Raw genomic sequence first — 12,713 nt, forward strand, 5'->3', positions numbered from 1 at the left:
CCATCGCCCGTGCACGCTCTGCTATTTGAACAACTCTGCGCCCGGATTAAATTCGCGAAAAGCATCATCACTCAAAATAAGGCCTTAAAACTTCCTCAGTCCACTTCATAAACGCTCTTACACGCGGCGATAAATTGCGCCGGTGTGCGACGATAAATGAGGCGGTGAGCGGCTCTGGACGCAGGTCAGGCAGGATCTCAACCAGCGCGCCGCGCTGTATATGCATTAACAGTGAAGGGTAGCCACCCTGAATCAATCCCAGACCTGCAAGACCCGCGTCATGATAGGCCGGAACGCTATTGACCGTGACCGCACCAGGCAGCATCAGCGACTTATAACCGTCGCCCGACGGATACTCCCATCCGTCAGGTCTGGAACCAAAATTGCGGATGTAATGCACCATCCTGTGCCTTTGGTTAACAAGATCCTCGAGGGTCTCTGGTCTACCAAAGCGGCTGAGATAGCGCGGGCTGGCGGCATTTATCATGCGCAAATGGCCCAGCGGCCGGGCAATAAGCGTTTCATCGACAATGGGCCCCAGGCGCACCACGCAGTCAAATCCTTCCTGAACCAGATCGACGCGGCGATCGCTGCTTGACAGCTCTATCTCCAGTTCAGGGTGTGCTTCCAGTAACTGCGGCAGGGCAGGGATCACCACGCTTTGCGCCAGGATCGCAGGCATATCCACGCGCAACTTTCCCTTTAGCGGCATGCCGGATGTAGTGAACATGGATCGCAGATCGTCGGCTTCAGCAAGTAGATCCCGCGCACGGGCATAAAAAGCCCGCCCGTCTTCCGTCAGTTGTACACTCCGTGTTGTACGGTGAAGGAGTGTAGCGCCCAGGTCGTGTTCCAGTTCACGCACCACCATCGAAGCCCGTCCTTTCTGGATCCCCAGGCTTTCCGCTGCCTGGGTAAAGCTCTTCAGTTCTGCCACTCGAGCAAAAATAACCAGCGGCTCAAGATTCTTCATTGTTCATCCTCAGGGTAACAGTGCGTATTTTCTGGCGCTGTTTATGCAGGTATTAAAACTCAATAGAGTACTTTCACACCGTGTATTTCGCATCACGTTTTCTGAAGGCAAATGAGGAGTAAACAGAAATGAACAAAGGTTATTTAATCGGCCATGTGACCGTCTCAAATCATGACGCCTATGCTGAATATGCCCGCGCAGCGGGGGAGGCTATGCAGGCCTTCGCGCCAAAGATCATTGCCTGGTCCGGGCAGTATGAAAACCTTGAGGGCGAGGCGCATCAACGGCATGTCATTTTTGAGTTCACTTCCTTTGACGAGGCTAAACGCTTCTATGAGAGCCCTGAGTATCAGGCGGCAAAAGCACTACGTGCAGGTGCGGCGACCGGCACCTTTGTTTTGGTTGAAGGTAGTAGCCTTTAATCAGGCATAAGCGTGGGCGCTTCTCGCGTATGGCTGGATCCTCAACCACATTCAATAAAGGTCACCGCAGACTAAGAAAAGGGGACATTTGCTCAGGTTGTAACGTTGTAATCAGGGGGGTAAACTTACCGGCACTCGAGTAGACCGTGTCGCCTGAAGGGAAAACCCTATTGAAAACCCCTAATTTCTCTGAGCTGATAAAAATGACAGCTCTGCAACTGTTCAAAGAAAACGGGTTGAATAAGGTTTCAACCCGTGATTTAACGCAAAAACTCAATATTTCACGAAGCCACATCTATCACTATTATCGTGATTGGGAAAGTCTCAAAATAGATGCTATCCAGTACATGCTGGATAAGGATATTAATGAATACCATAACTTTTCACAGGCTTCTGAAGGCTTAAGCGCGACTGAGAACGTTCTCCACTATATTCAATATCTGCTGCCTGACGCACCTTCCGCACACTGGTTGCTGTATCTTGAACTCTGGCCAATGGCCGCCCGCGATAATAATTATGCTCAATTAGTTCACAATCAATACCTCAGGTGGAGGAACATCCTCGAGGAAATTATTAACCTCGGCATTAAGGAAAAAGAGTTCCTCACCCAGGACGCCTCAGCTTCCGCCCGCAAAATAAATGCATTAATAGATGGTTACTCCAGTATGCTGATCCTTGAGTTTACTGCTGAAAAGCGCGCTGTTTATATCAGAGAACTTTCTGAGCTTTCTTTTGAGATAATTAAAGTAAGCTCCCGGTGAAGTATGCAAATGCCTTGCGGGAGTCATTACTTTTTTATGTCAAAATAAGACAAAATTCGCACCATTTTACTCTCCGCAGTCGTGTTGCCTGGCATTGTGGAATCAATCCAGGTCTCATCAGCCTCTGGGTGTGGGCCAGAAAGCAGCACGGTACCTTTACCATATTTATAGCGTGCCATGGCGATATCGCCGTTCTCATAATAGGCAATTGCTTTGAAACCATCGCTTGGATCGCCATTCTCCATATAGGGTCCATCCTGATAATAAAAAGGCTCACGTTTATTATTCCAGTCTATCTGCAGCGTGTAATCACCCTGATCGTAGGCGCGCGATCCCGGCCTGCCTACTTCTGACTCCATTGAAGTATCGACCAACCCAATCCAATCTTTGCCAGCGAGATAAGCGCCCATGCAAAGACCAATAAAGCCTTTGCCGCTTTTTACAAAATTACGGACAGCCTCTGCACCTTCATCGCTGAGTGCCTCATAAGAAGCAGGGATATCCTGTCCTCCTCCAGGCTGAACGTAGATATCAAAACTTCTCAACGTTTGTTCATTCACTTTGAGTTTTTCAGCTTCGCCTACATAGGTAATATCCAGCGGTAACCCTGTTTTCATCAACGATTTGTAGACCATTTCGGAACAGCCAGAGCATCCGGCCTGACCGCGATAAAGGGCGATGTGATAAGTCTTGTGATCCTGGACTCCAGCCGCGGCAGTACCGTAAGAAGGGGTTAAAAAGAACAAAGCTAATAAGGTTAACCTACTTATTGTTGCGGATTTTCTTGCCTGTTTTAAAAGAAACATATGAATGATTCCCCTGTCATATAAATGTCATCTTCCCGCCAGTTAAAGATTTGCAGATCACGCCAGTACCTTTTGCAAAATTAGAGCGGTCGCTCAAATTTATGCGTATCGTCGTTTATGTCAAGTTTTTTTACTTAAGTAAGATAAAAGAAAAAGGCAACTGAACTGAAACATTCAACGTCCATTACGAGGTCAACTACCTGTTTCGGTTGCGATATGTGCAGGGTGGCATATTGAAATGTCGGGTGAACATACGTGTAAATGTTTGTTGTGAATAATAGCCGTAGCGCATGGCTATAAGTGAAATTTTTTCATCTGTCTCGCGTATGTCTCGTGCAGCAAGATTGAGTTTTTTATTACGAATGTAACGCCCGAGGCTCTCTCCTTTGTAGTGAGTAAACAACCGTTGCAAATACCACTTAGAATATCCCGAGTGATGGGCAAGTTGTTCAATAGGAAGGGGAATGTGTAAGTTATTATCTATCCACTCGCTTATGCTGTTTATCACGCTTTCAGAAATCAACATCTTCCTGCTCCTGAGTATTTTGAACAAACTGAGCGCAGATTTATCATTCTTTTTTAGTGGCCTTTTAGGCCACGCTTTGAATGTCTGATAGTCCCTTCATGATGAGTGCAAGTCCAAATTCAAAACCGTCGTCAGGGTGATAACTTACAGGTGAATCGGGACGGTTACTCTCTTCAGAACTTTTTGACAGGTTGAGATCTCTGTTTCTGGCCGCGTGTGACTGCTCTTCTATTACGCACCCGAGAGTATATTCGCTAAGCGTAAATAAGATCATTGAGGCTTCAGTCTCTGTGAAACCGACCTGAACCAGGTATGCCACTTTCGGATAAAAGGTATCTCTTCCCACTTTATCGGGGGTAGTACCTGCATGTAATAAGGCGCCATCCCGGTGAGAGAGTAAGGCTCGTCGGAAGCTACGTGTATTCTCTGCCAGCCAGTTTCTCCACACAGTTGTATCTGTAGGCGCAGGAAGAGCATGATGGTTTGCCATAATGGCTGAAGCCATTTCATCAAGCAAAACGGATTTATTCTTGAAATGCCAGTACAGCGTTGCTGACTCCACACTGAGTTTCTGTGCCAGCTTACGGGTCGTAAGTGCTTCCAGACCAACTTCATCTAAAAGTTCGAGGGCCGCCTCGATAACCTGCTCTCGCTTAATTTTTGCCATGTGATTGATCCTCAACTTCGTGCATGTAAATAGCAACGCTGCGCAAAAAACTGTCTGTCAAAAGCCCGGTGTTGCGCTTCTGTTTAGTTAAAAAATCTATCATTGTTAGATTAATTGATCAATGATAGATTTTTGCTTTCCGCTCTCTGATTGAGGCTTTTCTATGAATATAAATCGTGAAAATTACGTTGAAAAAGCATCTGATTCTGCATCCGCAACTGCCATACCCCCGGTTTTGTGGATACAGGCGTCCATCATTACGCTGGGTGCTTTTTCTACCATGCTCTCATCTACGATGCTCAGCGCGGCACTGCCTGCAATGGCAAAAAGCTTAGGGGTTAACGACGTTTCAATACAATGGATCGCCACAAGCTATCTGATGGCGCTTGCAGCCGGGGTTCCTGTAAGTGCATGGGCGGTAAAAAGATTTGGCGCGACACGGCTTTGGCTCTGCACGCTTATGTTGTTCGCTATTTTCTCTGTCGCCTGCGCGCTCGCAGTTAATTTTGAGATGCTTCTCGGCGCGAGAGTGTTGCAGGGGCTGGCCGGGGGACTACTCGTACCCGCAGGGCAAACGATCCTTGGGTTGACAGTTGGACGTGAGCGCCTTGGGCGAATCATCGGGACGATAGGCGTTGCCATCGTCATTGCGCCTTTATTGGGTACCTCGCTTGGTGCCGTTCTGATTCAAAGTTGTGGATGGCGAGGGTTATTCTGGATAACTGTGCCATTGTGCGTATGTGCTTGTCTGGTCGGTTATAAATTACTCCCGCATCCGAAAGCCAAAAATGTTAAGCCACTCTCTTTTGACTGGCTGGGTCTGGCATTCATCTTTTGCAGCTTGCCAATGTTGATGGATGGGATGAAGGGAATAAGTCTTGATACAGGAAAAAACGACCGGGAATTTATCATACTCATGCTGGGTATATTGTTTGCCTGCTTATTTGTCTGGCGATCTTTACGAATAACGTCACCTTTACTTCATCTCGGGCTTTTTAAAAATCGTGGATTCACACTGTCTGCTTTATTAATGACGTTGGGCGGTGCAGTAAATTTTGGCGGACAATTCTTGCTCCCTCTCTATTTCAGAGATGTTGGCCATAAGTCGCTGACAGAGGTGGGTTTACTTCTCACCCCACAGCTAATTGGCTCTGCGACAGGCTTTCCACTGGCAGGCTACTTTTCTGACAAATTGGGGGCACGTATAGTCCTTATTGCCGGTGGCTTACTCACTGTCGTAGCGACACTCCCTCTGACCATCATTGATGCCAGTTCAGGCTATGCCTTCATCGCAGGTGCTTTAGCTGTCAGAGGATTCGGCTTAGCCCTTGCGACGGTGCCTGCGATGGCGGCAGGGCTTGCGGTGGCAGGTAATCGTCATGTAGCTGACGCAGCACCACTCCTTAATATTTTGCAGCGCATTGGCGCGATGGCCGGGACAGCACTGGTCACTGCTGTCTATGTCAGAAACAGTCAGGGGAGCGGAAGCGTATTTGCATTTCAGCATGGTGCATGGATGCTTACCGCAGGCGCTTTAGGGCTTTTGATGGCTGCGTTTTTCATGCCGGATGGCGCGGTTTCAACTGCGCAGCGAAAATAACGTTATCTCCAGTGGTGCCGTTTGCCTGCTCACTGGCAGCGTTATGCCAAAGGCGGATGTCAGCAACCTCGCTGCACGTCACGTTGCGGGATCTGCCGTTCTCTTTGCGGCAAAATAGTGCGCCGGCGTGCTGCCCATGGTTTTCTTGAACATGGTGATAAAGGCATTAACCGACTCATAGCCCAGATTAGCCGCCACGTTTTGTACCGAGACACCGCTTGCCAGCTCCCGCAAGGCAACGATCAGATGCAACTGCTGGCGCCACCGACCAAAGGTCAGGCCGGTTTCGCGCAGCATCAAGCGGGCCAGAGAGCGCTCGCTGAGCGCCAGCCGCTTTGCCCAGCTTTTAAAGGTGCTCCTGTCTTGCGGATGGCTGACCAGCGCATCGGCCATGGCGCGGATTTTTGGATGCGATGACACCGGCAGGCTCAGTTTCTGCTGCGGCATGGTGGCGAGTTCATCGAGCGTTACGCGAGTCAGCCTGCCGGCATGGCTCTGTGCGGCGCAATCCACCTCTTCATGGGTTAAGCGCTCCACCAGCGCTTTAATCAGCGGTGAAATCGCCAGGGTGCAGCATCTCTCCGGCAGCGCGGCGGCACCCGGTTCAATAAACAGATAGTTGAGATGCGCGTTCCAGGTGGCTTTGGCGCTATGCGCGATCCCGCCAGGGATCCACATCGCGCAATCTGGCGGCACGATCCAGAGATCATTTTCCGCCCGGCATATTACCGCGCCGTACAACGCAATGATCAGTTGCCCCTTGCGGTGCGTATGAACCGGCACTTCTGCTGCGTAATCCACGAAATCAATATGGCGTGCAACCGCCGGGCCGGAGGTGCTGTCCGGATCAAACAGAGTATGAGCAAGTCGGGGTGTCATCACATTGGCAACATTTAGGTATTTTTTGACAGAATAGGGTATTTAGTGACCTGCGCAAACCGGAAATAATGCCCGGTATGAGCAAAATAACCTTTCGTCACATAGTTCCCGTGAATCTGATCAGCCGCATATCAGGCCGCAGGCTTCCATCGACGCTGCTGAGCGACGCCCACGCCATGCTCTACTCCGTCAGGAGCTTTGCCGCCGCGATGCTTGCCTGGTACGTTTCCCTCTCGATCGGTCTTGAGCGACCCTCCTGGGCAATCATCACCGTCTATATTGTTTCGCAAACCTCGGTGGGCGCGTCCCTAAGCCGCAGCCTCTATCGCCTGGCAGGCACCGTCGTGGGGGCAGGGGCGACGGTGTTGATCGTGCCGACATTTGTGAACATGCCCATTTTATGTAGCGTGATGCTGACCGGCTGGATCACCTTTTGCCTCTGTTTATCGCTGCTAGAACGCACGCCCCGAGCCTATGCCTTTGTGCTGGCCGGCTACACCGCAAGCCTGATTGGTTTTCCGGCCGTCTCCGATCCTGGATCGGTGTTTAACATCGCCATTATTCGGGTGCAGGAGATCACCATCGGCATTCTTTGCGCCGCGCTGATCCACCGATATGTTTTTCCGCGCCGGATCTCAGGGCTGTTCAACACGACATTAGTGCAGACACTACACTCGTCGCGCCAGCGTATCGCTGACACCTTGTCAGGCAAACCCGATGCGGCGTCAGGGCCGCTGCATCTGGCGCTGGCCCTGCAATTTCTGCAGGGCATCAGCCACCATATTCCCTATGATTTTGCCCTTTCGGTGCCGGTGCGCCAGGCAAGGAAAGCCCTGCACGACAGGCTGGCGCGGCTGGTCATCGTCAACGGTGAATTACGCGATCGCATACAGATGATTGCCAGCATGCCAGCCGATATTCAGATACTGCTGGATGACGTTCAGGCCTGGCTTATCTGCGACGATGCCGGGCAGCGTAAAAGCACGGCAGAGGCGCTACGAAAACGCAGCGCCCGGTTGGCGCAGAGTCGCGCGGCGCAGATAAAGACCTTTGAGGACGCGCTGGTGGTGAATATGATCCGCTATATCACGGAGTCGATAACCCTCATACACGAGTGTGAGCATCTTTCTACCGCCATCCATCACGCCAGGCCAGTGCCTGCGCCGACAGAAAAGCACGCGCTGAAAGGGTATGTTTTTCATCGCGATCCGCTTACGGCCGCCCGCACGGCGCTGGGCGCTTTTGCCATCATCCTGATCGGCTCTCTGGTATGGATTTACTCGGCCTGGCCAGAGGGCGGTACGGCGGTCTCCATTCTTGGGGTGTGCTGCACGCTGTTTGGCAGTTTCGACACGCCGGCACCCCATATTCTGAAATACATAATCGGCTCCATCTGGGGCGTTTTGATAAGCCTGGTCTATAGCTTTCTCCTGCTTCCCCAAATCAGCGATTTCGCCGTACTGGTTGCGGTGTTTGCGCCGGTCTATCTGCTGGCCGGGTCACTGCAGGCGCGGCCACCTACCACCTTTATGGCAATGGGCATCACGCTGACGCTGCCGGTGTTATGCGAACTGGGGGCGCACTACAGCGGAGACTTCGCCGTCGCGGCTAATACCGCAATCGCACTCTTTATAGCGACCGGCTTTGCATTTATCAGCATGAGCCTGCTGCAAACCGTGCAGGCAGACGCCGCGATAAGTCGTTTACTGAAGCTCTGCCAGCGCGATATTCGCCGCAGCGTGAGCGGGGTAGTGACCAGTGATGAGACGCACTGGACCAACCTGATGATTGATCGGGCCGCGCTGCTGATCCCGCGATTGCCGCGCAGCGGAGCGTCATCGGCACGGGCGCTCGATCATCTGTTGCACTTTCTGCGCATCGGTCTTTCTGTCCGCCACCTGCGCCGTGGCGATTCGCCTGCGGGATGTGAGATCAACGAAGTGCTTTATCGCCTTACTCGCACAACTGAAAGCGAAGCCTTGCGTGAGCGCATCGTCGCGATCGCAGGCCGCTGCTTGCCTGCAACAGATGAGCCATCGCGCCAGTTTGTCGACAAGCTGGTTGATCTTCACTGCGCGTTACGCGCGCAGCACGAGGAGTCCGCCAATGATTAATGACATCAATATCGGGGGCGTTTTTATCCCCGGATTATTAGTAACGGCGCTTATCGCGCTGGTCTGCACGTTGCTGCTCGTGCCGCTACTTTGCTACAGCAGGCTTTATCGCCGCTTGCCGTTTCGCCCATTGCTCGATCTCTCAAGCTATATCGTTACCTTTTTCCTGCTGTTGCAGGGCCTGACCACCCTGGGGTTACTCCTATGAAATCTTTACTCTCTTTGCTGGGTCGCTATGTGCTGACGCTGAGTGCTGTCGCGGTGGCAACGCTTGCGGCGTTTATCCTCTGGAAACATTACGCACAGACGCCATGGACGCGCGACGGGCGGGTGCGTGCAGATGTGGTGCAGATTGCGCCGGATGTCTCCGGGCCGGTAAGCAGTGTGATGGTGCGCGATAATCAGTGGGTTAACCGGGGCGATACTCTCTATGTTATCGATCCGCACTGGCTGAAACTTAGTGTGCTCAGCGCGCAGGCCGACGTTGAGGCAAAACGTCATGAGATGCTAATGCGCCAGGATGCGGCGCGCCGACGTGCGCAGATCAAAGAGGTTATTTCCGGCGAGGATATCCAGCAAACACGCAGTGCGGCAAGTGTCGCGGTGGCTAATTATCAGGGCGCGCTGGCTGCGCTGGAGCTGGCGCAGCTGAATCTATCCCATGTCACCGTTCGCTCGCCGGTTGCAGGTTATGTTACGCATCTGCGGCTCCGCCCTGGCGACTATGCCACGGCGGGGGAGACAAAAGTCGCCATTGTCGATGCGCACAGTTTCTGGGTGGTCGGTTATTTTGAAGAGACCCGGCTGCGTCATATCCAGGTTGGCAACCGTGCGCAGGTTTCGCTGATGGGGTATGACGCGATGATCAGCGGGCACGTGGAGAGTATCGGGCGTGGGATCGGCGACAGCAATGACGAAACCGGCGGGCTGGGGCTGCCGGAGGTTAACCCAACCTTTAACTGGGTGCGGCTTGCGCAGCGGGTACCTGTGCGTATCCAGTTAGACAGGATCCCTGAGGGCGTAGTGTTAGTGGCCGGGCTATCCGCCAGCGTCGCCATCGTGCCTTAAACGGCGTTTGCATGCTCGATGCGGGCTGAAGATCGACGCCAAATCAGCGGGCACGCTTTTCGCCTGGCGTGACGCAACCATGGCTGAAAAGTTAATCGCCTTAACTTCAGCCTATCCCCGGCAGCGGATGCTGATCATGCTGCATAACCTGCATATAAAACGAGAGGGGAGCCGGGAGAGGGCAGCACTAAAGCTGAAATCTGTACGAGAATATTTCGAAGAGGTTTTTCCAGGGCAAAGTCATTCTGTGGCTCAGCTTGCCCGCAGTGGCAGCGCCTTACACAATGATTTATCCCCCTTTCGTTTTCACATTACCGACCCACACTCCGCAGAGTCTCTGTGCGGTGATGCTGCCTGCACTCTGCTTACCGCGGCAGAAATACCGCCTACCTGCACCGCATGGCACCATGCCTTCGAGCGTGAAACCGTGACAGCCAAAGATCAGTACGAGGGCTGTTTTATCTTCAACGCGGTGCGCTCGTCAGCGATAGTTTCCTCGTAAAATCCCCTCGTATACCAGCAAGCGGACAAGGGCCGCGTCAATCAGCCTGATGTTTATCTGCGCTCCTCTTTAAGCAGAGTTTCATCGAGCTTTTTCAGCACTTCGTTCATTCCCCTGCTGACGATCCTGTCTTCACGCATAACGGTCCCAAGCGTCCGCTGAAGCGGGGGCGTCAGCGGGTATACGCTGAGTCCTTCACACTCTTCAGGGGCTGCTACGGCGATGCGGGGAACGATGCTGTAACCCAGCCCCGAACGCACCATTCGTTTGATCGCTTCGATACTGCCAAGCTCCATCACCGGGCTGGCAAGCTGGGCTGCGTGCCGGAACCATTCGTCAATCAGCGCGCGCGTTCCGCTTCCTGATTCAAAAATAATCAGCGGCAGCGATAAGAGATCGTCAGGAGAAAGCGCTTTCATCGATCGCGCGGATAAATCCTCCTCCATGATGACCACAAACTCATCCCTGTAGAGCGGATTAACGCTCACGCTTTTGCCTGCGGCTGGCAGTGTGACCAGGCCGATATCGATCCGGTTCTCCTCGACGCCGCGGACAATCTCTGAGGTGTTGCCGGTGCGCACATTCACTTTCAGCAGCGGATGCGTCTGGCGCAACTGCTGCAATATCGGCGGCAAAAGATGAATGCAGGCCGTTGCGCCTGTGCCGACGGTGACAGTGCCGGTGATCTCATCGGAATGTAGCGAGACCGCTTCCACCGCGGTGGTTACCGCTGCCACTATTTTCTGGCAGTGTTCGCAAAGCGTTATGCCAGCCGCAGTGGGCTTGATTCCCCGGCCGGTTCGCTCAATAAGCCGCACCTGCAGCGTCTGCTCCAGCTGTCTTATTTGCAGGCTGACCGCAGGCTGCGACAGGCCAAGCTCCTCCGCCGCTCTGGAGAAACTGCCCCGGCTGATGACCAGTCTGAAGGTGGCCAGGTGGCCAGGTGGTCGAGGTTAAGGTTTGTCATGCCAAAGTTTTCCTTATGCTGCTGATAAGCCCGGTGGCCTGTCTGAAATGATCGCCAGGGGATAGTCTCTTTCTCAGACGCAATAAGGAGCCGTACTGATGGAAATTATTCAGGCAGAAGAACGACATATCCCTGCTATACAACAAATTTATGCATACCACGTATTACACGGCTGCGCCACGTTTGAAACCCAACCGCCCGATGAAGCGGAAATGGCATTCCGCCTGAAGAGGTTGCAGGCCTCCGGGCTGCCCTGGTTTGTCGCCGTGGTCGATGGCAATGTGCGCGGTTACTGCTATCTGGCACGCTACCGCGAAAGGCATGCCTACCGGTTTACCCTCGAAGATTCGGTCTATATCGATGCTAATTGTCAGGGGCAGGGCATCGGCAAAAAACTGCTCTCGCATGCGGTGGCATGGGCCGAAGCGAGCGGCTTTCGCCAGCTCGTTGCGGTGGTGGGTAACAGCGAAAACGCGGCTTCACTCGCCCTTCATCGCGGGGCAGGCTTCACACTTACCGGCACACTCAGATCGGTAGGATTTAAGCACGGGCGCTGGCTCGATACCGTCATGATGCAACGCACCCTCGGGCAGGGGGAGAGCACGCTGCCGGAGATGGCTGAAAGATCCGGGCATTCTGCCTACTGATGCAGTCGGCTGGAGATCAGTAGAGGGCGTTGTTGCTGATATGTTAATTCATTGTGGATGTTTCGTTTTTGGTGATAACGTAGCCACATCATAAAACCCGCATAAGGGGTAACCGTGGCACACCAGCAAGCACCTTACATTGAAACAGAACGCCTGATTTTAAAGCAGTTTACCCTCGATGATTTTCCGGCGCTCCAGGCGTGCTGGTCCACCCCGGAAATGGCAAAAATAAGCGGTGGCGAGATCCCGACGGCAGAGATGGTCTGGGCTCGCTTGTTACGTTATATCGGGCACTGGCAGGCGTTAGGGTATGGCTACTGGGCCGTGTTTGAAAAAGCAACGAACCAGTATGCCGGTGCGTTTGGCTTTCAGGATGCGCATCGCGACACCACGCCGAAGCTGGCATACCCGGAAGCGGGATGGACACTGATCCACGAAGTGCGTGGTAAAGGCTATGCCTCTGAAGCGCTAGCCGCAATTTTACGATGGGCAGATGAGACATTCGCTTCGCCTGTCTGCTGCATTATTGCTGAAGAGAATAAACGCTCGAATTATTTAGCCGAGCGTTTTGGCTTCGAGTTTCAACATTATGTCAGTTATCGCGGTAAGCAGGTACGGCTGCTTGTACGCAAGTAAATTCTTAAAGCGCATTTATAAAACGTGATCGACATAACGCTTTTTCCTCAAAAAATAGTTTGTCCAATTAAATGTGCTTCGAAATGAAATAGTGGTGCCGGGTGAGTTAAAGCATTTCAATGAAATGTCGATATTAGATCGAATA

Annotated in this window: 15 protein-coding genes; 9 read left to right on the top strand and 6 right to left on the bottom strand. The window is 52.5% G+C overall.

The genetic code is table 11. From position 1 onward, the window contains the following. Positions 1-67: 67 nt before the first annotated feature. The gene (locus BWI95_RS14560; RefSeq protein ID WP_054802939.1) at positions 68-973 is read right to left on the bottom strand and encodes a LysR family transcriptional regulator; all 906 of its coding nucleotides are present in this window, start codon (positions 971-973) and stop codon (positions 68-70) included. A 128-nt stretch (positions 974-1,101) separates the two neighbouring features. Here BWI95_RS14560 and BWI95_RS14565 point away from each other — a divergent pair, with 128 nt between their 5' ends. Further along, positions 1,102-1,395: a DUF1330 domain-containing protein gene (locus BWI95_RS14565; RefSeq protein ID WP_076769707.1), complete on the top strand. Its 294-nt coding sequence runs from the start codon at positions 1,102-1,104 to the stop codon at positions 1,393-1,395. A gap of 170 nt (positions 1,396-1,565) precedes the next feature. Continuing rightward, positions 1,566-2,156, top strand: coding sequence for a TetR/AcrR family transcriptional regulator (locus BWI95_RS14570; RefSeq protein WP_034813987.1), 591 nt, complete (start codon positions 1,566-1,568; stop codon positions 2,154-2,156). 26 nt (positions 2,157-2,182) lie between these two features. Here BWI95_RS14570 and BWI95_RS14575 read toward each other — a convergent pair whose 3' ends face one another. The 3 genes from BWI95_RS14575 to BWI95_RS14585 all read right to left on the bottom strand — a co-directional run bounded on the left by BWI95_RS14575 (position 2,183) and on the right by BWI95_RS14585 (position 4,155). Further along, complete coding sequence (locus BWI95_RS14575) at positions 2,183-2,791, bottom strand: BPL-N domain-containing protein (protein ID WP_232374456.1); 609 nt, start codon at positions 2,789-2,791, stop codon at positions 2,183-2,185. Positions 2,792-3,158: 367 nt separating this feature from the next. After that, positions 3,159-3,488 carry a helix-turn-helix domain-containing protein gene (locus BWI95_RS14580; protein ID WP_071789585.1) on the bottom strand — a complete coding sequence of 110 codons (330 nt, stop codon included), beginning with the start codon at positions 3,486-3,488 and terminating at the stop codon, positions 3,159-3,161. A gap of 64 nt (positions 3,489-3,552) precedes the next feature. Continuing rightward, positions 3,553-4,155 carry a TetR/AcrR family transcriptional regulator C-terminal domain-containing protein gene (locus tag BWI95_RS14585; RefSeq protein WP_023481316.1) on the bottom strand — a complete coding sequence of 201 codons (603 nt, stop codon included), beginning with the start codon at positions 4,153-4,155 and terminating at the stop codon, positions 3,553-3,555. Between the two features lie 163 nt (positions 4,156-4,318). On the opposite strand from BWI95_RS14585, the gene BWI95_RS14590 reads away from it, so the two are divergent. Further along, complete coding sequence (locus BWI95_RS14590; RefSeq protein ID WP_076769709.1) at positions 4,319-5,755, top strand: DHA2 family efflux MFS transporter permease subunit; 1,437 nt, start codon at positions 4,319-4,321, stop codon at positions 5,753-5,755. Between the two features lie 78 nt (positions 5,756-5,833). Here the strand turns inward: BWI95_RS14590 and BWI95_RS14595 are convergent, their stop codons facing one another. Continuing rightward, positions 5,834-6,634: an AraC family transcriptional regulator gene (locus tag BWI95_RS14595; protein WP_054802952.1), complete on the bottom strand. Its 801-nt coding sequence runs from the start codon at positions 6,632-6,634 to the stop codon at positions 5,834-5,836. 176 nt (positions 6,635-6,810) lie between these two features. Here BWI95_RS14595 and BWI95_RS14600 point away from each other — a divergent pair, with 176 nt between their 5' ends. From BWI95_RS14600 to BWI95_RS14615, 4 genes are all read left to right on the top strand, one after another. Continuing rightward, a complete protein-coding gene (locus tag BWI95_RS14600; protein ID WP_415859161.1) occupies positions 6,811-8,748 on the top strand; it encodes an FUSC family protein in 1,938 nt (645 codons plus the stop codon). Further along, complete coding sequence (locus BWI95_RS14605) at positions 8,741-8,956, top strand: DUF1656 domain-containing protein (protein WP_054802937.1); 216 nt, start codon at positions 8,741-8,743, stop codon at positions 8,954-8,956. The genes BWI95_RS14600 and BWI95_RS14605 overlap by 8 nt, the downstream gene beginning before the upstream one ends. After that, positions 8,953-9,816 carry an efflux RND transporter periplasmic adaptor subunit gene (locus BWI95_RS14610; protein WP_076769710.1) on the top strand — a complete coding sequence of 288 codons (864 nt, stop codon included), beginning with the start codon at positions 8,953-8,955 and terminating at the stop codon, positions 9,814-9,816. The genes BWI95_RS14605 and BWI95_RS14610 overlap by 4 nt, the downstream gene beginning before the upstream one ends. Positions 9,817-9,895: 79 nt before the next feature. Then, complete coding sequence (locus tag BWI95_RS14615) at positions 9,896-10,318, top strand: TraB/GumN family protein (protein ID WP_054802936.1); 423 nt, start codon at positions 9,896-9,898, stop codon at positions 10,316-10,318. Positions 10,319-10,371: 53 nt separating this feature from the next. Here BWI95_RS14615 and BWI95_RS14620 read toward each other — a convergent pair whose 3' ends face one another. Continuing rightward, positions 10,372-11,253: a LysR family transcriptional regulator gene (locus tag BWI95_RS14620; RefSeq protein WP_076769711.1), complete on the bottom strand. Its 882-nt coding sequence runs from the start codon at positions 11,251-11,253 to the stop codon at positions 10,372-10,374. A 130-nt stretch (positions 11,254-11,383) separates the two neighbouring features. Here BWI95_RS14620 and BWI95_RS14625 point away from each other — a divergent pair, with 130 nt between their 5' ends. After that, positions 11,384-11,932, top strand: coding sequence for a GNAT family N-acetyltransferase (locus BWI95_RS14625; RefSeq protein ID WP_076769712.1), 549 nt, complete (start codon positions 11,384-11,386; stop codon positions 11,930-11,932). Positions 11,933-12,046: 114 nt separating this feature from the next. Beyond that, positions 12,047-12,568, top strand: coding sequence for a GNAT family N-acetyltransferase (locus BWI95_RS14630; RefSeq protein WP_054802935.1), 522 nt, complete (start codon positions 12,047-12,049; stop codon positions 12,566-12,568). Positions 12,569-12,713 lie beyond the last annotated feature (145 nt).

This window comes from Kosakonia cowanii JCM 10956 = DSM 18146 (assembly GCF_001975225.1).
GTDB classification, from domain to species: Bacteria; Pseudomonadota; Gammaproteobacteria; order Enterobacterales; family Enterobacteriaceae; genus Kosakonia; species Kosakonia cowanii.

Bases quoted from the DNA above. Each gene is read 5' to 3' on its own strand.
- BWI95_RS14560 (WP_054802939.1), bottom strand. From the start codon at position 973: ATGAAGAATCTTGAGCCGCTGGTTATTTTTGCTCGAGTGGCAGAACTG.
- BWI95_RS14565 (WP_076769707.1), top strand. From the start codon at position 1,102: ATGAACAAAGGTTATTTAATCGGCCATGTGACCGTCTCAAATCATGAC.
- BWI95_RS14575 (WP_232374456.1), bottom strand. From the start codon at position 2,791: ATGGTCTACAAATCGTTGATGAAAACAGGGTTACCGCTGGATATTACC.
- BWI95_RS14580 (WP_071789585.1), bottom strand. From the start codon at position 3,488: ATGTTGATTTCTGAAAGCGTGATAAACAGCATAAGCGAGTGGATAGAT.
- BWI95_RS14585 (WP_023481316.1), bottom strand. From the start codon at position 4,155: ATGGCAAAAATTAAGCGAGAGCAGGTTATCGAGGCGGCCCTCGAACTT.
- BWI95_RS14590 (WP_076769709.1), top strand. From the start codon at position 4,319: ATGAATATAAATCGTGAAAATTACGTTGAAAAAGCATCTGATTCTGCA.
- BWI95_RS14595 (WP_054802952.1), bottom strand. From the start codon at position 6,634: ATGACACCCCGACTTGCTCATACTCTGTTTGATCCGGACAGCACCTCC.
- BWI95_RS14600 (WP_415859161.1), top strand. From the start codon at position 6,811: ATGCTCTACTCCGTCAGGAGCTTTGCCGCCGCGATGCTTGCCTGGTAC.
- BWI95_RS14605 (WP_054802937.1), top strand. From the start codon at position 8,741: ATGATTAATGACATCAATATCGGGGGCGTTTTTATCCCCGGATTATTA.
- BWI95_RS14610 (WP_076769710.1), top strand. From the start codon at position 8,953: ATGAAATCTTTACTCTCTTTGCTGGGTCGCTATGTGCTGACGCTGAGT.
- BWI95_RS14615 (WP_054802936.1), top strand. From the start codon at position 9,896: ATGGCTGAAAAGTTAATCGCCTTAACTTCAGCCTATCCCCGGCAGCGG.
- BWI95_RS14625 (WP_076769712.1), top strand. From the start codon at position 11,384: ATGGAAATTATTCAGGCAGAAGAACGACATATCCCTGCTATACAACAA.